The sequence below is a fragment of the Pseudomonas mandelii genome (assembly GCF_900106065.1).
Taxonomy (GTDB): Bacteria; Pseudomonadota; Gammaproteobacteria; order Pseudomonadales; family Pseudomonadaceae; genus Aquipseudomonas; species Aquipseudomonas mandelii.
Window position 1 is genome coordinate 1750573 of record NZ_LT629796.1, and the last position, 22871, is coordinate 1773443.

Below are 22871 nucleotides of genomic sequence, written 5' to 3' on the forward strand. Positions count from 1 at the left end.
GAATCAATGACTCACAGCAATCGCCTGGTTATTCATGATACGCGGAGTGAGAAATACCAGCAGCTCGGATTTTTTCTCCGAAACCACATCACGCCGGAAAAGGCGGCCAAGATACGGCACATCACCGAGAAATGGCACCTTATCTACAACCTTGCTCTGAGTATTTGAGAAAACCCCACCAATCACGATGGTCTCGCCATCATTGACCAGGACCTTGGCATTGACCTCGTTTTTCTTGATCGGGGGTACATCCTGGACCTTGTTCAGGTAGTCCGGCTCATCCTTGGTCACCTTGACCTCCATGATGATCCGGTTGTCCGGGGTGATCTGCGGCGTGACCTCAAGGGACAGCGACGCTTCCTTGAACGACACCGACGTGGCACCGCTGGAACTGGCTTCCTGATAGGGAATCTCGGTGCCCTTGAGAATTTTCGCGGTCTCCTTGTCGGACGTGACCACCTTGGGTTGTGAGACGATTTCGCCGTTACCGGTCTTCTCCATTGCGGTCAGCTCCAGGTCCAGCAACACGTTATCGGTGATGAAGGCGATGCCGATCCCCGAGGTGTTGCCCGCAGCGCCCAGGTCGACAAACGGCGAGTTGGTGCTGGTGCTGCCCGGAGTACCAATAGTGGTCGACGAGCCATTGCTGACGCCGGATGTGTTCCAGTTGCCCTTGTTCTGCACCGAACCGCCCCAGCGCACGCCGAGGCTTTTGTCGTAGTCGACGTTGGCTTCGACGATTCGCGCCTCGATCATCACCTGACGCACCGGGATATCCAGTTGCGCGACGATGCGACGAAGTTCGTCGAGTCGGTCCTGGGTCTGGTAGGCAATGATGTTGTTGGTCCGTTCATCAACCGTGATCGAACCCCGCTCGTCGATTTTCGCTTCGGCACTGGTCACCGACGTGAACAGCTTGGCGATGTCGGCGGCCTTGGCGTAGTTGACCTGCAGCAATTCGCGACGCAAAGGCGCGAGCTCGGAAATCTGCTTCTGCGATTCCAGTTCCTGACGTTCACGCGCGGCGATTTCATCGGCCGGCGCCACCAGCAGGACGTTACCGATCTTGCGCTTGTCCAGGCCTTTGGTTTTCAGCACCAGGTCCAGCGCCTGGTCCCACGGCACGTTCTGCAAACGCAAGGTGATGCCGCCCTGCACCGTGTCGCTGGCCACCAGATTGAGGTTGGTGAAATCAGCGATCAGTTGCAGCACCGAACGCACATCGATGTCCTGGAAATTCAGCGAGAGTTTTTCACCGGTATAGGCAAAACGTTCGGCGTTGCGCTTTTGCAGGTCGTCGACGGTCATTGGCCGAATGCTGACCGTCAGCTTGTTGTCGGTCTGGTAGGTCGAATAATCGAAGGCTCCACTGGGCTCGATACTGATCGTGGCCCGATCCCCCGCGGCGCTGGCATTGACGAACTGCACCGGGGTGGCGAAATCCTTGACGTCCAGGCGCACGCGCAACGGTTCTGGCAATTGGGTTTTGGCGAATCCCAGGATGATCTTTCCGTCGCGCTCCTGGATGTCCGGGGCGATGGACGGATCCGACAGATCAATCACTACATTGCCTTCACCCTGCGTACCGCGCTGGAAATCCACACCGCGAATGGCTTTGCCCACGGGCGCATAGGCTTTCGTCGGGGCGGGCATTGCAGTCGCGGCGCGAGGCGCGCGGGTAGTCGGCCGAGGCGTTTTGTTATTGGCGCCTTGCCCGACCACCACAATCAGGTTGTTGCCGTCGACACGGGCGCTGTACGGGGTCAACTGGGTCAGATTGATGATTAGCCGCGTCCGGTCCTTGGCTTCCACCACCGTCGCGCTACGGGCATTGCCACCACCCAGCTCACGACTCTTGCTCGAAAGCTGATTGACCACCCCGGGCAGATCCAGCGCGATTCGTGCCGGCGACTCGGTCGTATAACCGTGAGGTTGTGGGGGCGGGCCATCGAAAGACAACTTCAACTCGACACGATCACCCGGCAGCGCAGCAACATCCAGCGCTTTGAGGTTGGCCGCTTGTACCATCGGCGACAGCAACGCTATCCATAGCGAGATACCGAGGGTTGAGAAAATCCTGTTCATTATTCGAGTTCCACTATGAGTGCTCTTTCAAAGGGATGGTTCGTGGCCGTTCCAGCCAGGCGCCTTCGCCGTCGGGAACGATTTCGACCACATCGACTTGCGAGCCGCTGATGGCGACGATCCGTCCATCGTTACGCCCCAGGTAATCGCCGACTTTCAGCCGATGCACCCCGCCTGCCCCGCGCAACAGCGCAAAGGAGCCGGTGGCATTGGAGATCGTGCCGACCATTTCAAACTGCTCGATGTTGAAACCTTCGAGGTATTGCCTGGCCCGGTTGGGGTCGGGTTTGACGTTGCGCGAGCCGCGCTTCTGCCCCGCCAGATCGACCCTGACCTGCCGAGAAAACGGGCTGCGCAGGTTGGCAGCGTTATAGGTGAACGTTGGGTAAGACCGGAATGTCGGCGTTGGTTCAATTTTGCCCGGCGGCCGCAGACGGACTTCATTCATGAAGGCGTCGAGGTCGCCGACGTCATTGCCGTTGCCGCAACCGGCCAGGCCGGCGAGCAACACAACCATCGACACGCAACGAATCGGGTTCATTTCTGCAACCCCTTGTCGTTGTAGCGATAGGTCTTGGCAAGGATGCTCATGCGTAGTTTCGGCCCGCCCTCGGGGTCGGCTGGCGCAAGGTCGAAATCATGCAGCGTAACGATCCGCGGCAACCCGGCCACGCCACTGACGAACGTCGCCAGGTCGTGATAGGCACCCGTCACGGTGATCTGGATCGGCAGTTCGATGTAGAACTGCTGGGCAACCTCCGGCAACAGCTTGATCTCTTCGAACTCCAGCCCGCTACCGAGGCCGGTGCGGGTGATGTCCTCCAGCAGCCCGGGCACCTCGGTATCGCTGGGCAATTGCCGCAGCAACACGCCAAAAGAGTTCTCCATCTCTTTCATCTGCTGGGTATACAGCTCCAGGTTTGCCGCCATGTGCGCCTTGTTCGCGAATTGCTCCTTGAGGGTCGACTCCTCTTCACGCTTGAGTCCGAGGTGATCTTCCTGATCGCTGATGTAAAAGGTGTAGCCGAGGGTCAACACCAGAACCATGAGCAAGACGCCCGCCAGGGCCTTGATCGCTGGCGGCCAGGAACCCATGTTGTTGGTGTCCAGATCGTTGATGTCGATCTTGCGCAGGCTTTCGAACCATTCCGAGGGGCTCATTTGCCAGCCTCCACAACGGCGGGCTGAGTCTGACGGACGGTCAACTGAAAGACGTTGGCCTGATCCAGCTGACCGGCGGTGGTGGCTTTGACTTCCGTGAGACTCGGCGCATCGAACCAGTCGGACGCATCCAGATTGCGCATCAGGTCCGAAACACGATTGTTCGATTCCGCTGCACCGGTAATGGACAGGGTTTTTCCGGCCATTTTCACTTCGGTGAAATACACCCCGTCAGGCAGGGTACGCGCCAACTGGTCGAAAATCCGTCCACTGATCGGACGGTTACCTTGCAGGTCCTGAATGATGCGCATGCGCTCGACGAGCTGCTGGCGACGGGACTTCAGGTCGCTGATCTGCTTGATACGCTCGTCGACCACGGCAATCTGTTTGCCGATGTATTCGTTACGGGCCACTTGTCGGTCAATGGCGCTGCTGATGACCTGGTCCGCGATAAAAATCGCGCCCACCGAGCACACCAATACGCCGACCAGTGCCAGCAAAAAGCGCTTGCGACGCTCTTCACGCAGCTCTTCGCGCCAAGGTAAAAGATTGATCCGTGCCATCAGTCGAAACTCCTGAGGGCGAGCCCGCAAGCGATCATCAGTGCTGGCGCATCGCTCGCCAGGGCCCCGGCGTTGACCTTACTGCTCAATGCCATGTCGGAGAACGGATTGGCCACCTGGGTTGGCGTGCCCAACCGCTGCTCGATCAGGCGATCAAGCCCCGGGACCGACGCGGTACCGCCAGCCAGCAGGATGTGATCGACCGCGTTGTACTGACCGGATGCGAAGAAGAACTGCAACGACCGGAAAACCTGCTGCACCAGCGCATCGCGAAACGGTTGCAAGACTTCGCTGACGTAGTCATCCGGCAACCCGCCCTGCTTCTTCGCCAACCCCGCCTGCTCGACGGTCAGGCCATAACGACGCTGGATTTCCTCCGTGAGCTGACGACCGCCGAACAATTGTTCCCGGGTGTAGATGATCCGCCCGTTGTACAGCACGCTCAGGGTGGTCATGGTCGCACCGATGTCGACCACCGCCACGGTCAGCCCCTCCTGAGAGACCGCCAGTTGCCCCGCCAGCAAGGAGAACGACCGCTCAAGCGCATAGGCCTCGACATCCACCACTCGCGCGGTCAGGCCGGCCAGCGCCAGGGCGGCTTCACGCACCTCCACGTTTTCCTTGCGACAGGCCGCCAGCAGCACATTGACCCGTTCGGGGTTGCGCACCGACACGCCCTGGACTTCGAAGTCGATGGCGACTTCATCCAATGGATAGGGGATGTACTGATCGGCCTCGATCTTCAGCTGGTTTTCCATCTCGTCGTCGGAAAGACCTGCGTCCATCTCGATGGTTTTGGTGATGACTGCCGAACCGGCGACGGCCACGGCGACATTCCTGAGGTTGGTTTTGGCTTTGAGCAGCACGCGCGCGAGTGCCTGGCCCACGCCTTCGAGCTCGGCGATATTTTTTTCGACCACTGCGTTGGTAGGCAAGGGCTCGACCGCATAGGCCTCGACCCGATAACGCTCACCCTGGCGACTTAGCTCAAGCAACTTCACCGACGTGGAGCTGATGTCGATGCCCAGAAGCGTATTGGCTTTTTTATTGAAGAGTCCTAGCACTACCAATTCCCTATGACTATCCGTGTCTTACGGACTCTGTAATACCCATTGCGTTCAAACCACCCGTCTTGACAGCAGCGCAAATGACGCCCTCGACGGAAAAATGCTTATAATGCCCAGCGATTTTTTCCGGTTTTTACTGCAAGCGCGGGTCGTTCCCTGTTATCTGAACCCTGTTGCCCAATTCATTCTTTGCCCTGGATATCCCAAAGCCTTGATTCGTCTGCTGAAATTTTTCGGTTGGTCCATCGTCGCCGTTTTCTGCGGACTGCTCCTTGGTCTGAGCGGCGCGTTTCTTTACCTTAGTCCGGGATTGCCATCTGTGGAGGCTCTGCGAAGCATCCAGTTGCAGATTCCATTGCGGGTATACAGCAGCGACAACAAGTTGATCGCAGAATTTGGCGAGATGCGCCGCACACCAATCCGTTTCGCCGACATTCCCCCCAATTTCATCAATGCGTTACTAAGTGCTGAAGACGACAATTTCGCCAACCACTACGGCGTCGATCCCAGCAGCTTGATGCGCGCTGCAACCCAGTTGGTAAAAAGCGGACACATCCAGTCCGGCGGCAGCACCATCACCATGCAGGTGGCGAAGAACTTCTTCCTGACCAGCGAACGCAGCTTCTCGCGCAAAACCACCGAAATCCTCCTGGCCCTGCAGATCGAACGGCAGCTGACCAAGGACGAAATCCTGGAGCTGTACGTCAACAAGATCTACCTGGGTAACCGCGCCTATGGCATCGAAGCCGCCGCGCAGGTTTACTACGGCAAATCGATTCGTGATGTCAGCCTGGCGCAGATGGCGATGATCGCCGGCCTGCCAAAAGCCCCTTCGCGCTTCAACCCGCTGGCCAATCCGGCCCGCAGCAAGGAACGTCGCGACTGGATCCTGGGGCGCATGTACAAGCTCGGCAAAATCACCGAAGCCGACTACACCACTGCGATCAACGAACCGCTGAACGCCAGCTACCACGTGCCGACGCCGGAAGTGAACGCGCCGTACATTGCTGAAATGGCCCGTGCCGAAATGGTCGGCCGCTATGGCAGCGATGCGTACACCGAAGGTTTTCGCGTGACCACGACGGTGCCGAGCAATCTCCAGGAAATGGCCAACACCGCGCTGCACGAAGGCTTGATGACCTACGATCAGCGTCACGGCTATCGCGGTCCCGAGTCGCGCCTGCCGGGCAAGACTCGCGAGGCCTGGGCCACCGAACTGACCAAACAGCGGACCATCAGCAGCCTTGAGCCCGCCATCGTCACTCAGGTCGACAAGACTGGCCTGCAAGTATTGACCCGCACCGGCGAAGAACACGTCGGCTGGGACAGCATGAAATGGGCGCGTCCGTTCCTGAACACCAACAGCATGGGCGCCAATCCGAAGCAGCCCTCGGACGTGGCTCAGGTCGGCGACCTGATTCGCGTGCAGCGCCAACCGGACAATTCGCTGAAGTTCAGCCAGATCCCGCAAGCGCAAGGCGCGCTGGTGTCACTTGATCCGCAGAACGGCGCCATTCGCTCGCTGGTCGGTGGTTTCGCCTTTGAGCAGAGCAACTACAACCGCGCCATGCAGGCCAAGCGTCAGCCGGGTTCGAGCTTCAAGCCCTTCGTGTACAGCGCCGCGCTGGATAACGGCTACACCGCCGCCAGCCTGGTGAACGATGCGCCGATCGTGTTCGTCGATGAATACCTGGACAAGGTCTGGCGCCCGAAGAACGACACCAACACCTTCCTCGGCCCGATCCGCCTGCGTGAAGGGCTGTACAAGTCGCGCAACCTGGTGTCGATCCGTCTGGTGCAGGCGCTGGGCATCGATCGCACCATCGACTACATCAGCAAGTTCGGCTTCAACAAGCAGGACCTGCCGCGCAACCTGTCCCTGGCCCTGGGCACCGCGACCCTGACGCCAATGGAAATCGCCACCGGCTGGAGCACCTTCGCCAACGGTGGCTACAAAATCAGCCCGTACATCATCGACAAGATCGAAAGCCGCAATGGCGACACGCTGTTCGTCGCCAACCCGCCGAGCGTTCCTCAGGGCGCCGCAGTGACCAACGGCATCGCCGCACCGACCGACGCCCAGGCATTCACGGTCAATGCGACTCCAGGGGAAGCTCCAGCCGCACCCGGCACTACGCCGCAAACGCCGGCCGTGGCCGAACGCATCGTCGACGGTCGCACCACTTACATCCTCAACAGCATGCTTGAGGACGTGATCAAACTCGGCACCGGCCGCCGCGCACTGGCCTTGGGTCGCAGTGACATTGCGGGCAAGACCGGTACCACCAACGAATCCAAGGACGCCTGGTTCTCCGGCTACAACGCCGATTACGTAACCACCGTCTGGACCGGGTTCGATCAGCCTGAAAGCCTGGGCAAGCGCGAGTTCGGTGGCACCGTCGCGCTGCCGATCTGGATGAACTACATGGCGGCCGCGCTCAAGGACAAGCCGCCTCACACTCAACCAGAGCCGGAAGGCATTCTCAGTTTGCGGGTTGACCCCGTCAGCGGCCGTGCGGCCAGCCCAGGCACGCCAGGCGCGTACTTCGAGCTGTTCAAGGCCGAGGACACGCCTCCGTCGGTGAATGAACTGGGTAACGGCAATGCGCCGGGCAGCCCGCTGCCAGCGGACGAAGTAGCGCCAATCGATCTGTTCTGATCGTAGCGCAACGCAAAAGCCCCGCCTTCTCAAGAAGAGCGGGGCTTTTTATGGCCTGCAGGTTTTGCTTCGTCCTTGAGGGCCTCTTCGCGGGCAAGCCTCGCTCCTACGGACATGGAAAGTTCCCAGCGCTTGCCCCTGTAGGAGCGAGGCTTGCCCGCGAAGAGATCCTTACAGACACCACAAAAACCACAGACAAAAAAAAGCCCCGACTCAATTGAGCCGGGGCTTTCGGTTGAAGCGCTACAACGGTTTAGCCGTTGAACACGTCATCCACGCTTTTCAGCGGGTAGTTCTTCGGATACGGCAGGGTCGCTACGCCGGTCTCAATGGCGGCCTTGGCCACGGCATCGGAGATCACGGTGATCAGGCGGGCATCCATTGGCTTCGGAATGATGTACTCACGACCGAATTCCAGCTTGATGCCGCCATAGGCGTCGCACACTTCCTGAGGAACCGGCAGCTTGGCCAGTTCGCGCAGGGCGTTGGCCGCTGCCACTTTCATTTCTTCGTTGATGCGCTTGGCGCGAACGTCCAGGGCACCGCGGAAGATGAACGGGAAGCCCAATACGTTGTTGACCTGGTTCGGGTAGTCCGAACGGCCGGTCGCCATGATCACGTCGTCACGGGTGGCGTGCGCCAGTTCCGGGGCGATTTCCGGATCCGGGTTCGAGCAGGCGAACACGATCGGGTTGGCCGCCATGGACTTCAGGCCTTCAGCACTCAGCAGGTTCGGGCCGGACAGGCCAACGAACACGTCAGCACCGGTCAGGGCGTCAGCCAGGGTGCGCTTGTCGGTCGCGTGAGCGAAGACAGCCTTGTACTGGTTCAGGTCGTCACGGCCGGAGTGGATCACACCGGTACGGTCAACCATGAAGATGTTTTCGATGTTGGCGCCCATGCTCACCAGCAATTTCATGCAGGAGATGGCGGCCGCACCGGCGCCCAGGCAGACGATCTTGGCGTCAGCGAGGGTTTTGCCAGCGATTTCCAGGGCGTTGATCATGCCGGCCGCGGTAACGATTGCGGTGCCGTGCTGGTCATCGTGGAACACTGGAATGTCACACTGTTCGATCAGAGCGCGCTCGATCTCAAAGCACTCAGGTGCCTTGATGTCTTCCAGGTTGATGCCGCCGAAGGTGATGGAGATACGCTTGACGGTGTCGATGAAGGCTTGCGGGCTTTCGGAGTCGACTTCGATGTCGAAAACGTCGATGCCGGCGAAGCGCTTGAACAACACGCCCTTACCTTCCATGACTGGCTTGGAAGCCAATGGGCCGAGGTTACCCAGGCCGAGAATCGCGGTGCCATCGGAAATGACTGCAACCAGGTTGCCTTTGCCGGTGTATTTGTAGGCCAGTTCAGGATCGCGGGCGATTTCGCGTACTGGTTCGGCTACGCCGGGGCTGTAGGCCAGCGACAGGTCGCGGGCGGTAGCGGTGGCCTTGGTGAGCTCGACACTCAGCTTCCCTGGACGAGGATGGGCATGATATTCGAGAGCGGCAGTTTTCAAATCAGACATGTGGGCATTCCGCTTTTACTGTTGGACAGACGGACCGCCGAGGATACGCGTGTCGCAAAGTCCCCACAAGACTGACCGGTCACCCCTGTCAAGCGCCCTGCCCTACGACTTTGGGCCAAGAGCCGCGGAACACAAGGGATAGACTGTTCACAATCGCCATAAAAAATGTCTACAATTTTTTATCGAGGCGCCGCTTGCAGCATCGCCGGATCGGTCAGCGGCAGAAGCCAGCGTGCCTGCCCGGGTTTCAAGCCGCCCCGACGCGATCGATCCACGACCCAGCCACGCGCCTCAATCTGCTTGCCCTTGAGCCGCTCAAGCGATGCAACATCGAACTGCCCGAGCAAATTGGGTGCAACGCGCAATACAACCGCGTCCTGCAACTCAATCCAAACTCCGCCGCGATTGCGCTGAACCTTGCTCACACGACCACTGAGCACGGCGAAACCGGAGGCGTTGATCTGCTCCGCTTTCAGTACAGGGGATTGCCGCCACAGGCCAAGGCCGGCCTGACGGGCACTGCGTTCGGCGGCTTGCTGACAGCTGACCAAATCGACATTCGGCGCGACCGCCACTTGAAAACCAAGGCCCTCGGCGAGCATCTGCGCTTCGAGGTTGGCGCCATTGGCGCCATAGACATGGGCCAGCGTGCGACCGTAATGATCTTTGCTCTCTTTACCGGGACGCAAACCCACGCGCCCGTCGCTGGCCGCCACCAGCGCTTCCAGGCGTTTGTGCGCGACCACGGCGAACGGCTCATCGGAACGGCCCTGCTTGCCCAGCTCAGGCGTATTCAAGCCGATCATGCGCACACTGCGGCCATCGCTCAGGCGCAAAGTGTCGCCATCCACCACACGCTGCACCGCGACGGGTGTAAGCCCGCTCGGCACCGGGCAGAAGGCCTGGGCGCCGGACAGCCAAATCGCGGACACAAAAAAGGCGCCCGCGAGGGACGCCTTTTTCGTTAGCAAGGTAAAGCCCATGGGGCTTTTCAACCTTACTCTGCAGCAGCAGGAGCTTTGGTTTTGCCAAAAGCGCCGAAACGGTCTGCGAAGCGCTGTACACGACCGCCAGTATCCAGAGTCTTCTGCTTACCGGTGTAGAACGGGTGGCATTCGTTGCAAACGTCGATCGGCAGAGCTTTGCCGAAGGTCGAACGGGTTTCGAACTTGTTGCCACAGCTGCAAGTAACAGCAATGACTGGATAATTTGGATGGATTTCGGCTTTCATGGTGTCTTCCTCGAGCTAGCGTGCCGCCACTCAACACTATTGTTGAATACCGCACGTAATTAGGCCGCGGATTCTACCAGACAATGCCAATCGCGCAAGCTGTCGCTTCTACCGACCGTCTGCTAGGCTCCCCGCCTGATATGTGCCCCTTGTGGGAGCGGGCTTGCTCGCGAATACGGCCTGCCAGCCAGCGATGAGGTGTCTGACCCAACGCATTCGCGAACAAGCCCACTCCCACAATTAGTATGCGTCCGACTTCTTTTACTGCCCGTTTATCGAGATCCCCGCGTGCCCGACGCCATTTTGCGCCTCGCCCTGCCTTCGCCGCTGCGCCGCCTGTTCGATTACCGTGCCCCGGCCGGGATCCTGCGCGCCCAGTTGCAACCGGGCATGCGCCTGCGGGTGCCGTTTGGCCGGCGGGAGATGATCGGGATTCTGGTGGAGGTCACCGACACCAGCGAAGTCCCGGTGGAAAAGCTCAAACCGGCGCTGGCCCTGCTCGACGCCACCCCGCCGCTACCGCCAGCACTGTTCAAGCTGTGTCTGTGGACCTCGCAGTATTACCAGCACAGCCTCGGTGACACCTTGAGCTGGGCGCTTCCAGTGTTGCTGCGCCAGGGCGAATTGGCCGAGGCGCGCCAGGAACGCTTCTGGTCCGCCGCGCCCGGTGCCAGCCTGGATGATCCGCGTATCGCCCGTGCCCCGCGCCAGCGCGAAGCCCTGGCCACGTTGGCCCAGCACCCTCACGGCGTGGCCCATCAGTTGTTGAGCAAACTGATGCTGAGCAAGGACAGCCTGGATCTGCTGCTGGCCAAGGATCTGGTGCAGGTGGAAATCCGCAAGCACGCTCCCGGCGCCCGCCACGAACATTGGCTGGCGCAACCGGAATTGCCGCTCAACCCTGAGCAGCGTGCCGCGTATGAAGCGATTCGCGCCGGGTTCGACAGTTATCATGCGTTCCTGCTGGCCGGCGTTACCGGCAGCGGCAAGACCGAAGTCTATCTGCAGCTGATCCGCGAAACGCTCGAAGCCGGCAAGCAGGCGCTGGTCCTGATCCCGGAGATCAACCTCGGCCCGCAAACCCTGGCGCGCTTCGAGCAGCGTTTCAATGCGCGCATCGCCCTGATTCACTCGGCAGTCAATGATCGGGAGCGCCTCGAGGCCTGGCTCGCGGCCCGGGACGGTGACGCCGACATCATTATCGGCACCCGCTCGGCGCTGTTCACGCCGATGAAAAATCCCGGCCTGATCATCATCGACGAAGAGCACGACGGCTCCTATAAGCAGCAGGAAGGCCTGCGCTATCACGCCCGCGATCTGGCTTTGGTGCGCGCGCGGCAGGAAAACATCCCGATTGTCCTCGGCTCCGCCACGCCTTCACTGGAAAGCCTGCACAACGCCTACACCGGTCGGTATGGGCTCCTACGCCTGAACGAGCGTGCTGGCGGCGCCAAACAACCGCGATTCCTGCGTCTCGATGTAAAAAGCCGTCCGCTGGATAGCGGTATTTCCGGGCCGATGCAGCAAGCCATCGGCCAGACGCTGGCGGCTGGCCAGCAAGTCCTGGTGTTTCTGAATCGTCGCGGCTTTGCGCCGACGCTGCTGTGTCATGACTGCGGCTGGATGTCCGAGTGCCAGCGCTGCGATGCGCGGATGACCGTGCACCAGCGCTCCGGCGAATTGCGCTGCCACCATTGCGGCTACGTGGAACGCGTGCCGCGGCATTGCCCGAAGTGCGGCAAGGTCGATTTACGGCCGGTGGGTGCCGGCACCGAACGCGCAGAAGAGCGCCTGGCGATTCTGTTCCCGGACGTCCCGGTGCTGCGGGTCGACCGCGACAGTACGTCGCGCAAGGACGCGATGAATCAGTTGTTCGCCACCATCCAGAAAGGCCAGCCGTGCATTCTGGTGGGCACGCAAATGCTCGCCAAAGGGCACCACTTTCCACGGGTAACGCTGGTGTCGATTCTCGATGCCGACGGTGGATTGTTCTCTGGCGACTTCCGCGCCAGCGAGCGCATGGCACAGTTGATCGTTCAGGTGGCAGGCCGGGCCGGGCGGGCAGAAGAGCCGGGCAAGGTGATTATCCAGACGCACCTGGCCGATCATCCGCTGCTGGTGCAATTGACCGAACAAGGCTATTTCGCCTTTGCCGAACAGGCCTTGAGCGAACGCCGCTCGGCAGGATTGCCGCCGTTTGCGCATTTGGCGTTGCTACGGGCCGAAGCGCATAAACCGGGACAGGCCGAAGGTTTTCTCGATGAAGCGTGTAGCGAGGCCGAGCGCTTGCTGGCTGAGCAGAATCTGACCGGTATTGAGCTGCTCGGCCCGGTGCCGGCTCCGATGGAGCGCCGGGCCGGGCGTTATCGTGCGCAGTTGTTGTTGCAAGCCACGGCCCGGGCGCCGTTGCATCGGCTGCTGAGTAGCTGGTTGCTGGCGCTGGAGCAGATGCCGAGCGGGCGGGCGGTGCGTTGGTCGCTGGATGTGGATCCCGTCGATTTGTATTGATTGGTCGATCGCCTTCGCGAGCAAGGCTCGCTCCTACAGGGGGAGAGTCGTTTGCCAATATTGTGAACGACACAAATCTGTAGGAGCGAGGCTGGCCCGCGAAGAGGCCCGATTTGTCACCACATATCCATAACCTGCCCGCTATAGTTGGCAAGCCCGTCTTCGCAACGGATAATGCCCAGTTTTTCCACTAGCGCATCGAAGCGCCGCCGCGCTTGCGGTCGAAAGAGAACACCATGAAAGACACCATTCGCCAGCTGATCCAACAAGCCATCACCCAACTCGTCAACGAAGGTGTGTTGCCTGAAGGCCTGTCGCCGGCGATCCAGGTGGAAAACTCCCGTGACAAGAAGAACGGCGACTTCGCCAGCAACATCGCGATGATGCTGGCCAAACCGGCCGGCATGAAGCCGCGTGACCTGGCTGAGAAAATCATCGCTGCGCTGCCGGCTGATGAAAACGTCACCAAGACCGAAATCGCCGGCCCGGGCTTCCTGAATTTCTTCCAGAACACTGATGCCCTGGCCACTCGCCTGGATGCCGCCCTCGCCGACGACCACATCGGCGTGCGCAAAGCTGGCCCGGTGCAGCGCACTGTGGTCGACCTGTCAGCCCCGAACCTGGCCAAAGAGATGCACGTCGGTCACTTGCGTTCGACCATCATTGGCGACGGCGTGGCACGCGTTCTGGAGTTCCTCGGCGACGACGTCATCCGTCAGAACCACGTCGGCGACTGGGGCACCCAGTTCGGCATGCTGATGGCTTACCTGCAAGAAAACCCGATCACCAGCGAGGAACTGTCCGACCTGGAAAACTTCTACCGCGCCGCCAAGCAACGCTTCGACGAATCCGAAGAGTTCGCCGATCGCGCCCGTGGTCTGGTGGTCAAGCTGCAAGCCGGCGACCCGGACTGCCTGGCCCTGTGGACCAAGTTCAAGGACATCTCGCTGTCGCACTGCCAGAAAATCTACGAACTGCTGAACGTCAAACTGACCATGGCCGACGTGATGGGCGAAAGCGCCTATAACGACGACCTGATCAACGTGGTCAACGACCTCAAGGCCGCCGGCATGCTGGTCGAAAGCAATGGCGCCCAGTGCGTGTTCCTCGACGAATTCAAGAACGCCGACGGCGACCCGCTGCCGGTGATCATCGTCAAGGCCGATGGCGGCTACCTCTACGCCACCACTGACCTGGCAGCCGTGCGTTATCGCAGCGGCAAACTCAAGGCTGACCGCGCGCTGTACTTCGTCGATCAGCGCCAGGCGCTGCACTTCCAGCAAGTGTTCGCAGTCGCCCGCAAGGCCGGCTTCGTGACGCACCCGATGGAAATGGAACACATGGGCTTCGGCACCATGAACGGCGCCGATGGCCGTCCGTTCAAGACCCGTGATGGCGGCACCGTGAAGCTGATCGATCTGCTGACCGAAGCCCAGGAACGCGCCTACACCCTGGTGAAAGACAAGAACCCGGAGCTGGCCGAAAACGAATTGCGCAACATCGCCAGGGTCGTGGGCATTGGCGCAGTGAAATACGCCGACCTGTCCAAGCACCGTACCAGCGACTACAGCTTCAACTTCGACCTGATGCTGAACTTCGAAGGCAACACTGCTCCGTACCTGCTGTACGCCTACACCCGCGTGGCCGGTGTATTCCGCAAACTCGGCAAGGACTTCAGTGAAGTCGAAGGCCAGATCGTCCTCGAAGCAGCACACGAACACGAGTTGGCAGCCAAGCTCGCGCAATTTGGCGAAGTGCTGAACAACGTGTGCGAAAAAGGCACGCCACACATTCTGTGCACCTACCTGTACGATGTCGCCGGCCTGTTCTCCAGCTTCTACGAGAACTGCCCGATTCTCAGCGCCGACACCCCGGCGCAAATGCAAAGCCGTCTGCGCCTCGCCGCGCTGACCGGCCGCACTCTCAAGCAAGGCCTGGAACTCTTGGGTCTGGAAACTCTGGAGCGTATGTAAGTTGGCTGCCAAGAAAAAACCTGCACCCAAGCGTGGCGCCAGCCGTTACCAAGCTCCTGCAAAGCAACCGATCCCGGGCTGGCTCTGGATGGCCATCGGCCTGACGGTCGGCGCGTTCATTGTGTTCCTGATGAAACTGGAACCGGGCAAGGGCAGCGAGAGCGTCAAGCGCGAGAAGATCGAACAGCAGAAAGCCACCAAGATCGCCGAGGCCAACAAGACCCCGCCGAGCCCGACGCAACCGGTGAAGCCGAAGTACGACTTCTACACCCTGCTGCCGGAATCGGAAGTGATCGTGCCGCCGGATGCCGTGCCGGAGAAAACCCTGCCGACGCCACAAGTGCCGGCAATTCCGACCACGCCGGTCACGCCAGAGCAAGCAGCGAAGATTGATACTGCGCGAGCCCAGGCGGCACTGGCCGGGATCACGCCGCCGCCAGCGCCACCGGTGTCCAAGGCGGCTCCGGTGACCAAGTTCTTCCTTCAGGCCGGTTCGTTCCGCAAGGAAGCTGACGCGGACAAGGTTCGGGCGCAGATCATCCTGCTGGGCCAGGCGGTGGCGGTTGAATCCGGCACAGTCAAAGACGAAACCTGGTATCGAGTGCTGGTCGGGCCGTTCAGCAATCGCGAACAGCTGACCACGGCGCAGAAACAACTGTCCGGCGCCGGCTTCAGCAACCTGTTGTTACAACAACGCCAGAACCGCTGATTTCGTCAGGGGCACCGCGTTATCGTTCTTCGCGGGCAAGTCTCGCTCCTACAAGGATTGCGTGATTCCCTGTAGGAGCGAGGCGTGCCCGCGAAGGCGCCAGAACAGCCAACACACCCTTCCCCGCGCAACACCGCTCGTCCCCTCTCCCGCCCCGCAGTTGAAAAACGCATCGCCACCCCCATATGAGTTGGCATAAGGCATTTTCGCCCCGCTGCGTGGAGACTCTCCCTTGACCACCATCGTTTCAGTTCGCCGCCACGGCAAAGTCGTCATGGGCGGCGACGGCCAGGTTTCTCTCGGCAATACCGTGATGAAAGGCAACGCGAAGAAAGTTCGTCGCCTGTACCACGGCCAGGTCATCGCCGGTTTTGCCGGGGCCACCGCTGACGCCTTCACCCTCTTCGAGCGTTTTGAAGGCCAGCTTGAGAAACATCAGGGCCACCTGGTTCGCGCCGCTGTCGAACTCGCCAAAGAATGGCGCACTGACCGCTCCCTCAGCCGCCTCGAAGCCATGCTCGCCGTCGCGAACAAAGACGCCTCCCTGATCATCACCGGCAACGGCGACGTGGTCGAACCCGAAGAAGGCCTGATCGCCATGGGTTCCGGTGGCGGTTACGCCCAGGCCGCCGCCAGCGCGCTGCTGAAGAAAACCGATCTGTCGGCCCGGGAAATCGTCGAAACCGCACTCGGTATCGCCGGCGACATTTGCGTATTCACCAACCACACCTTCACCATTGAGGAGCAGGACCTCGCCGAGTAAGCCTGTTCCGGCCTTAGTGCCACGGCTCACTTTTGCTTGAGGACCGCCAATTACTATGTCCATGACTCCCCGTGAAATCGTCCACGAACTCAATCGCCACATCATCGGCCAGGACGATGCCAAGCGCGCCGTCGCCATCGCGCTGCGTAACCGCTGGCGCCGGATGCAGCTGCCCGAAGAGCTGCGCGTTGAAGTAACGCCAAAGAACATCCTGATGATCGGCCCGACCGGTGTCGGTAAAACCGAGATCGCCCGTCGCCTGGCCAAACTCGCCAACGCGCCGTTCATCAAAGTCGAAGCGACCAAGTTCACCGAAGTCGGCTACGTCGGTCGCGATGTCGAATCGATCATTCGTGACCTGGCCGACGCGGCGATCAAGCTGCTGCGCGAACAGGAAATGACCAAGGTTCGCCACCGCGCCGAAGACGCCGCCGAGGAACGCATCCTCGACGCCTTGCTGCCACCGGCACGCATGGGCTTCAACAATGACGACGCCCCGTCCGCCGACTCCAACACCCGCCAGCTGTTCCGCAAGCGCCTGCGCGAAGGTCAGCTGGATGACAAGGAGATCGAAATCGAAGTCGCCGAAATGGCCGGCGTCGACATCTCCGCGCCACCGGGCATGGAAGAAATGACCAACCAGTTGCAGAGCCTGTTCGCCAACATGGGCAAGGGCAAAAAGAAAAACCGCAAGATCAAGGTCAAGGAAGCGCTGAAACTGGTGCGTGACGAGGAAGCCAGCCGCCTGGTCAACGATGAAGAGTTGAAGGCCAAGGCGCTGGAAGCGGTCGAGCAGCACGGCATCGTGTTCATCGATGAAATCGACAAAGTCGCCAAGCGCGGCAACTCCGGTGGCGTCGACGTATCCCGTGAAGGCGTGCAGCGTGACTTGCTGCCACTGATCGAAGGCTGCACCGTCAACACCAAGCTGGGCATGGTCAAGACCGACCACATCCTGTTCATCGCTTCCGGTGCGTTCCACCTGAGCAAGCCAAGTGACCTGGTGCCGGAGCTGCAAGGTCGCCTGCCGATTCGTGTCGAGCTGAAGGCGCTGACGCCGGAAGATTTCGAGCGCATCCTCAGCGAGCCGCATGCGTCGCTCACTGAGCAGTATTGCGCCCTGCTGAAAACCGAAGGCCTGGTCATCGAGTTCCAGCCGGACGGCATCAAGCGTATTGCCGAGATCGCCTGGCAGGTCAACGAGAAGACCGAGAACATCGGTGCCCGTCGCCTGCACACCTTGCTCGAACGCTTGCTCGAAGAAGTGTCGTTCAGCGCCGGCGACCTGGCCAGCGCCCATGACGACAAGGCGATCCTGATCGACGCCGATTACGTCAACAGTCACCTTGGCGAATTGGCACAGAACGAAGACCTGTCCCGCTACATTCTGTAAGCCTCAAGTTGCAAGCTACAAGCGTCAAGCTTATCGAGTTAAGCTTGCAGCTTGTAGCTTTCCGCCCGAGGCTCTTCCTATGCTTCCCACCGACATCAAACTGCACAAAGCCTCGAAAACCCTGTCGCTGAAATACGCGTCCGGCGAGGAATATCACCTGCCCGCCGAGTTCCTTCGCGTGCACTCTCCTTCCGCCGAGGTCCAGGGCCACGGCAAACCTATCCTGCAATTTGGCAAGATCGGCGTAGGCCTGACCAAGGTAGAACCGGCCGGTCAGTACGCACTGAAATTGACCTTCGACGACGGACACGACAGCGGCCTGTTCACCTGGGAATATCTGTACCAGCTGGGCGTGCGCCAAGAGGATCTCTGGAACGATTATCTTGCCGAACTCAAAGCCGCCGGAAAAACCCGCGATCCGAACGAATCCATCGTCAAGCTGATGCTCTAGGTCAGCCCTCTTGCTCTTTAGAGGGCATTTTCTAATTCCATCTGTTTGAATGCTCCGCTCCTGGGTCAATGATTGGCCCGCTTGCGAAAAAAATTAAACTCGGGTAACCAATGGAGCTGGCAAGTTCCCTGCAGTGCTCTCTGCCGTAAAAAGCAGCGATGCAGAATTAACGGTCACCCGAGCATAAGTACCTGGCATTGGCTGTGTGACTACAGCTGGACTCAGGTACTCGTCTCAGGACAATGGAGCGTCGTAGATGAGTAACAAGAATAACGATGACTTGAAGTATCAAGCCTCGGAAAACACCTTGGGGCTGAATCCTGTCGTTGGGCTGCGTGGAAAGGATCTACTGGCTTCTGCTCGAATGGTGCTCAGGCAGGCCATCAAACAACCGATTCACAGTGCCAAGCATGTCGCCCATTTCGGCCTTGAATTGAAGAACGTGTTGTTCGGCAAATCAGAACTTCAACCTACCAGCGATGACCGTCGCTTCGCCGATCCGGCCTGGAGCCAGAACCCGCTCTATAAACGTTATCTGCAAACTTACCTGGCGTGGCGCAAGGAACTCCACGACTGGATTGACGACAGCAACCTGCCGCCCAAAGACGTCAGTCGCGGGCATTTCGTGATCAACCTCATGACCGAAGCCATGGCCCCGACCAACAGTGCGGCCAACCCGGCGGCGGTCAAACGTTTCTTCGAGACCGGCGGCAAAAGCCTGCTCGACGGCCTCTCGCACCTGGCCAAGGATCTGGTACACAACGGCGGCATGCCGAGCCAGGTCAACATGGGCGCGTTCGAAGTCGGCAAGAGCCTGGGCGTGACCGAAGGCGCGGTGGTGTTCCGCAATGACGTGCTGGAATTGATCCAGTACCGCCCGATCACCGAGCAGGTGCACGAGCGTCCGCTGCTGGTGGTGCCGCCGCAGATCAACAAGTTCTACGTATTCGACCTGAGCCCGGACAAGAGCCTGGCGCGCTTCTGCCTGCGCAACAACGTGCAGACGTTCATCGTCAGCTGGCGCAACCCGACCAAGGAGCAGCGCGAGTGGGGTCTGTCGACCTACATCGAAGCGCTCAAGGAAGCGGTCGACGTGGTTACTGCGATCACCGGCAGCAAAGACGTGAACATGCTGGGCGCCTGCTCCGGTGGCATCACCTGCACCGCGCTGCTGGGCCACTACGCCGCGATCGGCGAGAAGAAGGTCAACGCCCTCACCCTGCTGGTCAGCGTGCTGGATACGACCCTGGACAGCGACGTGGCCTTGTTCGTCGACGAGCAGACCCTCGAAGCCGCCAAGCGCCATTCCTATCAGGCCGGTGTGCTGGAAGGCCGCGACATGGCGAAAGTCTTCGCCTGGATGCGCCCCAACGATCTGATCTGGAACTACTGGGTCAACAACTACCTGCTGGGCAACGAGCCGCCGGTATTCGACATCCTGTTCTGGAACAACGACACCACCCGGTTACCCGCCGCATTCCACGGCGACCTGATCGAAATGTTCAAAAACAACCCGCTGATCCGTCCTGATGCACTGGAAGTGTGCGGCACGCCGATCGACCTGAAGCAGGTCACGGCCGACATCTTTTCCCTGGCCGGCACCAACGACCACATCACGCCGTGGAAGTCCTGCTACAAGTCGGCGCAGTTGTTTGGCGGCAAGGTCGAGTTCGTGCTGTCCAGCAGCGGACATATCCAGAGCATTCTGAACCCGCCGGGCAATCCGAAATCGCGCTACATGACCAGCACCGAAATGCCGGTCAAAGCCGAAGACTGGCAAGAGAACTCCACCAAGCACACTGACTCCTGGTGGCTGCACTGGCAGGCCTGGCAGGCCGAGCGTTCGGGCAAGCTGAAGAAGTCCCCGGCGAGCCTGGGGAACAAGGCCTATCCAGCGGGCGAAGCAGCACCCGGCACTTATGTGCATGAGCGGTAACTGACACACCCCGCGCCCCTCTGCAGGAGCGAAGCTTGCTCGCGAAAGCGGTCTTTCATTCAACATGGATGTCGACTGACTTGACGCCTTCGCGAGCAAGCTTCGCTCTTGCAGGGGGACCGGGGATGAATTAACCCACAGGGCCTGAAGCATGCCGCAACCGTTCATATTCCGTACCGTCGACCTGGATGGCCAGACCCTCCGCACGGCGGTACGCCCCGGCAAGCCTCACTTGACGCCCTTGCTGATTTTCAACGGCATCGGCGCCAACCTGGAGCTGGTGTTTCCGTTCGTGGCAGCGCTGGACCCGGACCTGGAAGTCATCGCCTTCGACGTTCCCGGTGTCGGCGGTTCGTCGACGCCGAATCGGCCGTACCGTTTTCCGGGCCTGGCGAAACTCACGGCGCGGATGCTCGACTATCTCGACTACGGGCAAGTCAACGTCATCGGCGTTTCCTGGGGAGGCGCACTCGCTCAGCAGTTCGCCTACGACTATCCCGAGCGCTGCAAGAAACTCGTGCTGGCGGCCACGGCGGCCGGCGCGGTGATGGTGCCGGGCAAACCGAAAGTGCTGTGGATGATGGCCAGCCCGCGGCGCTACATCCAGCCATCTCACGTGATCCGCATTGCGCCGATGATCTACGGCGGCTCTTTCCGTCGCGATCCGACCCTGGCCGCCAGCCATGCGGCGAAGGTCCGTTCGGCGGGCAAACTCGGTTACTACTGGCAGCTGTTCGCCGGGCTTGGCTGGACCAGTATTCACTGGCTGCACAAGATCAACCAGCCGACGCTGGTACTGGCCGGCGACGACGATCCACTGATCCCGCTGATCAACATGCGCATGCTGGCCTGGCGGATCCCCAATGCGCAGTTGCACATCATCGATGACGGGCATCTGTTCCTGATTACCCGCGCCGAAGCGGTGGCACCGATCATCATGAAATTCCTCGAGGAGGAACGTCAGCGCGCCGTGATGCATCCGCATCCCGCGCCATTGGGCGGTTAACCGGCCCATTGTCGGTCGGCAGGACGCCGCACCGCGCAACAACCCATAACAGCGTCTATGGTGTTCTGGTTCGATGTGTTTGTATTTGGCCTGAAAGACGAAGGAGTGTTGACACATGCGCGACAAACCAGCGAGGGACTTTTTGCCCACTCCCGCCGCGTTCATCAACGCGCAGAGTGCGATCACCGGCCTGCGTGGCCGGGATCTGTTTTCGACCCTGCGCAGCGTTGCCGCCCATGGCTTGCGTAACCCGGTGCACAGCGTTCGACATGCCTTGAAACTGGGCGGCCAACTGGGTCGCGTCATGCTGGGGGAAACCCTGCACCCGACCAACCCGCAGGACAGTCGTTTTGCCGACCCGGCGTGGAGCCTCAACCCGTTTTATCGCCGCAGCTTGCAGGCCTACCTGAGCTGGCAGAAAGAAGTTAAAAGCTGGATCGACGAAAGCAACATGACCCCGGACGATCGCGCTCGCGCCCACTTTGCGTTCGCCTTGCTCAATGACGCCGTGGCGCCGTCCAACACCCTGCTCAATCCGCTGGCGATCAAGGAAATCTTCAATTCCGGCGGTAACAGCCTGGTGCGTGGCATCAGCCATCTGGTCGACGATTTCCTGCACAACGACGGTCTGCCCAGACAAGTCACCAAGCAAGCGTTCGAGGTCGGTAAAACGGTCGCCACCACCACGGGTTCCGTGGTGTTTCGCAACGAGCTGCTGGAGCTGATCCAGTACAAGCCGATGAGCGAAAAGCAGTATTCCAAACCGCTGCTGGTGGTACCGCCGCAGATCAACAAGTACTACATTTTCGACCTGAGCCCGCATAACAGCTTCGTCCAGTTCGCCCTGAAAAACGGCCTGCAGACCTTCATGATCAGCTGGCGCAATCCGGATGTGCGCCATCGCGAATGGGGTCTGTCGACCTACGTCGAAGCGGTTGAAGAAGCGATGAACGTTTGCCGGGCAATCACCGGCGCTCGCGAAGTGAACTTGATGGGCGCTTGCGCCGGTGGGCTGACCATCGCCGCGCTGCAAGGCCACTTGCAGGCCAAGCGACAACTGCGGCGGGTATCCAGCGCAACGTATCTGGTGAGCCTGCTCGACAGTCAGATGGACTCTCCGGCGACGCTTTTCGCTGACGAACAGACCCTGGAAGCGGCGAAGCGTCGCTCCTATCAAAAAGGTGTGCTGGACGGGCGCGACATGGCCAAGGTCTTTGCCTGGATGCGCCCCAACGATTTGATCTGGAGTTACTTCGTCAATAACTACCTGTTGGGCAAGGAGCCTCCAGCGTTCGACATCCTCTACTGGAACAACGACAACACCCGGTTGCCGGCAGCCTTGCATGGCGACCTGCTGGACTTCTTCAAGCACAATCCACTGAGTCATCCGGGCGGCCTTGAAGTGTGCGGCACGCCGATCGACTTGCAGAAAGTCACGGTCGACAGCTTCAGCGTGGCCGGCATCAACGACCACATCACGCCGTGGGACGCGGTGTATCGCTCGACGCTGCTGCTGGGTGGCGAGCGACGTTTCGTCCTGTCCAACAGCGGTCATGTGCAGAGCATCCTCAACCCGCCGAGCAACCCGAAGGCCAACTTCGTCGAGAGCGCGAAACTGAGCAGCGACCCACGAGCGTGGTATTACGACGCCAAGCAAGTCGACGGCAGTTGGTGGACCCAATGGCTGAGCTGGATTCAGGAACGCTCGGGCGCGCAAAAAGAAACCCACATGGCCCTCGGCAACCAGAACTATCCACCGATGGAGGCGGCACCCGGTACTTACGTGCGTGTGCGCTGACTGACAACGAACCACGGCACACGCCTGCCGTGGCATGACCCGACCA

General features: G+C 60.2%; 18 protein-coding genes. 10 read left to right on the top strand and 8 right to left on the bottom strand.

The window, feature by feature from the left end; all coding sequences use genetic code 11:
- Positions 1–3: 3 nt before the first annotated feature.
- Genes pilQ through BLU63_RS07875 form a run of 5 tightly spaced genes read right to left on the bottom strand, consistent with a single transcriptional unit; the run spans position 4 to position 4873 of the window.
- Positions 4–2085, bottom strand: a complete 2082-nt coding sequence (gene pilQ, locus BLU63_RS07855) for a type IV pilus secretin PilQ (protein WP_083375227.1) — start codon at positions 2083–2085, stop codon at positions 4–6.
- 13 nt (positions 2086–2098) lie between these two features.
- Entirely contained in the window at positions 2099–2626 is a 528-nt protein-coding gene (locus BLU63_RS07860) for a pilus assembly protein PilP (protein WP_010464425.1), read from the bottom strand.
- The gene (gene pilO, locus BLU63_RS07865) at positions 2623–3246 is read right to left on the bottom strand and encodes a type 4a pilus biogenesis protein PilO (protein WP_010464427.1); all 624 of its coding nucleotides are present in this window, start codon (positions 3244–3246) and stop codon (positions 2623–2625) included. Before pilO ends, BLU63_RS07860 begins: the two co-directional genes overlap by 4 nt.
- On the bottom strand, positions 3243–3809 hold the full coding sequence (locus BLU63_RS07870; protein ID WP_010464430.1) for a PilN domain-containing protein: 567 nt from the start codon (positions 3807–3809) through the stop codon (positions 3243–3245). Before BLU63_RS07870 ends, pilO begins: the two co-directional genes overlap by 4 nt.
- Entirely contained in the window at positions 3809–4873 is a 1065-nt protein-coding gene (locus BLU63_RS07875; protein WP_010464432.1) for a pilus assembly protein PilM, read from the bottom strand. The genes BLU63_RS07870 and BLU63_RS07875 overlap by 1 nt, the downstream gene beginning before the upstream one ends.
- Positions 4874–5090: 217 nt before the next feature.
- Between BLU63_RS07875 and BLU63_RS07880 the strand changes: the two genes are divergently transcribed.
- The gene (locus BLU63_RS07880; RefSeq protein ID WP_371859411.1) at positions 5091–7535 is read left to right on the top strand and encodes a penicillin-binding protein 1A; all 2445 of its coding nucleotides are present in this window, start codon (positions 5091–5093) and stop codon (positions 7533–7535) included.
- Between the two features lie 253 nt (positions 7536–7788).
- Here the strand turns inward: BLU63_RS07880 and BLU63_RS07885 are convergent, their stop codons facing one another.
- The 3 genes from BLU63_RS07885 to rpmE form a co-directional block, all read right to left on the bottom strand.
- Positions 7789–9057, bottom strand: coding sequence for a malic enzyme-like NAD(P)-binding protein (locus BLU63_RS07885; RefSeq protein WP_010464435.1), 1269 nt, complete (start codon positions 9055–9057; stop codon positions 7789–7791).
- Positions 9058–9236: 179 nt separating this feature from the next.
- Positions 9237–10040 (bottom strand): thermonuclease family protein, encoded by an 804-nt coding sequence (locus BLU63_RS07890; RefSeq protein ID WP_083375229.1) that lies wholly within the window; start codon positions 10038–10040, stop codon positions 9237–9239.
- A 14-nt stretch (positions 10041–10054) separates the two neighbouring features.
- Positions 10055–10288, bottom strand: coding sequence for a 50S ribosomal protein L31 (rpmE, locus tag BLU63_RS07895; protein ID WP_083375230.1), 234 nt, complete (start codon positions 10286–10288; stop codon positions 10055–10057).
- Between the two features lie 288 nt (positions 10289–10576).
- Between rpmE and BLU63_RS07900 the strand changes: the two genes are divergently transcribed.
- The 9 genes from BLU63_RS07900 to phaC (BLU63_RS07940) all read left to right on the top strand — a co-directional run bounded on the left by BLU63_RS07900 (position 10577) and on the right by phaC (BLU63_RS07940) (position 22825).
- Complete coding sequence (locus BLU63_RS07900) at positions 10577–12796, top strand: primosomal protein N' (protein ID WP_010464441.1); 2220 nt, start codon at positions 10577–10579, stop codon at positions 12794–12796.
- Positions 12797–13032: 236 nt separating this feature from the next.
- Positions 13033–14769: an arginine--tRNA ligase gene (gene argS, locus BLU63_RS07905; RefSeq protein ID WP_083375231.1), complete on the top strand. Its 1737-nt coding sequence runs from the start codon at positions 13033–13035 to the stop codon at positions 14767–14769.
- A 1-nt stretch (position 14770) separates the two neighbouring features.
- Entirely contained in the window at positions 14771–15478 is a 708-nt protein-coding gene (locus tag BLU63_RS07910; protein ID WP_010464446.1) for an SPOR domain-containing protein, read from the top strand.
- A 232-nt stretch (positions 15479–15710) separates the two neighbouring features.
- Positions 15711–16241 (top strand): ATP-dependent protease subunit HslV, encoded by a 531-nt coding sequence (gene hslV, locus BLU63_RS07915; protein ID WP_007899242.1) that lies wholly within the window; start codon positions 15711–15713, stop codon positions 16239–16241.
- 55 nt (positions 16242–16296) lie between these two features.
- A complete protein-coding gene (gene hslU, locus BLU63_RS07920) occupies positions 16297–17634 on the top strand; it encodes an ATP-dependent protease ATPase subunit HslU (protein WP_010464452.1) in 1338 nt (445 codons plus the stop codon).
- Between the two features lie 79 nt (positions 17635–17713).
- Positions 17714–18085: a gamma-butyrobetaine hydroxylase-like domain-containing protein gene (locus BLU63_RS07925; RefSeq protein WP_010464454.1), complete on the top strand. Its 372-nt coding sequence runs from the start codon at positions 17714–17716 to the stop codon at positions 18083–18085.
- Between the two features lie 256 nt (positions 18086–18341).
- Positions 18342–20021, top strand: coding sequence for a class II poly(R)-hydroxyalkanoic acid synthase (gene phaC, locus BLU63_RS07930; RefSeq protein ID WP_010464456.1), 1680 nt, complete (start codon positions 18342–18344; stop codon positions 20019–20021).
- A 151-nt stretch (positions 20022–20172) separates the two neighbouring features.
- Positions 20173–21027: a poly(3-hydroxyalkanoate) depolymerase gene (phaZ, locus tag BLU63_RS07935; RefSeq protein ID WP_010464458.1), complete on the top strand. Its 855-nt coding sequence runs from the start codon at positions 20173–20175 to the stop codon at positions 21025–21027.
- A gap of 115 nt (positions 21028–21142) precedes the next feature.
- A complete protein-coding gene (gene phaC, locus BLU63_RS07940) occupies positions 21143–22825 on the top strand; it encodes a class II poly(R)-hydroxyalkanoic acid synthase (RefSeq protein WP_010464460.1) in 1683 nt (560 codons plus the stop codon).
- Positions 22826–22871 lie beyond the last annotated feature (46 nt).

Coding starts and splice junctions, on each gene's coding strand:
- pilQ (WP_083375227.1), bottom strand. CDS start 2,085: ATGAACAGGATTTTCTCAACCCTCGGTATCTCGCTATGGATAGCGTTG.
- BLU63_RS07860 (WP_010464425.1), bottom strand. CDS start 2,626: ATGAACCCGATTCGTTGCGTGTCGATGGTTGTGTTGCTCGCCGGCCTG.
- pilO (WP_010464427.1), bottom strand. CDS start 3,246: ATGAGCCCCTCGGAATGGTTCGAAAGCCTGCGCAAGATCGACATCAAC.
- BLU63_RS07870 (WP_010464430.1), bottom strand. CDS start 3,809: ATGGCACGGATCAATCTTTTACCTTGGCGCGAAGAGCTGCGTGAAGAG.
- BLU63_RS07885 (WP_010464435.1), bottom strand. CDS start 9,057: ATGTCTGATTTGAAAACTGCCGCTCTCGAATATCATGCCCATCCTCGT.
- BLU63_RS07890 (WP_083375229.1), bottom strand. CDS start 10,040: ATGGGCTTTACCTTGCTAACGAAAAAGGCGTCCCTCGCGGGCGCCTTT.
- rpmE (WP_083375230.1), bottom strand. CDS start 10,288: ATGAAAGCCGAAATCCATCCAAATTATCCAGTCATTGCTGTTACTTGC.
- argS (WP_083375231.1), top strand. CDS start 13,033: ATGAAAGACACCATTCGCCAGCTGATCCAACAAGCCATCACCCAACTC.
- hslU (WP_010464452.1), top strand. CDS start 16,297: ATGTCCATGACTCCCCGTGAAATCGTCCACGAACTCAATCGCCACATC.
- BLU63_RS07925 (WP_010464454.1), top strand. CDS start 17,714: ATGCTTCCCACCGACATCAAACTGCACAAAGCCTCGAAAACCCTGTCG.
- phaC (WP_010464456.1), top strand. CDS start 18,342: ATGAGTAACAAGAATAACGATGACTTGAAGTATCAAGCCTCGGAAAAC.
- phaZ (WP_010464458.1), top strand. CDS start 20,173: ATGCCGCAACCGTTCATATTCCGTACCGTCGACCTGGATGGCCAGACC.
- phaC (WP_010464460.1), top strand. CDS start 21,143: ATGCGCGACAAACCAGCGAGGGACTTTTTGCCCACTCCCGCCGCGTTC.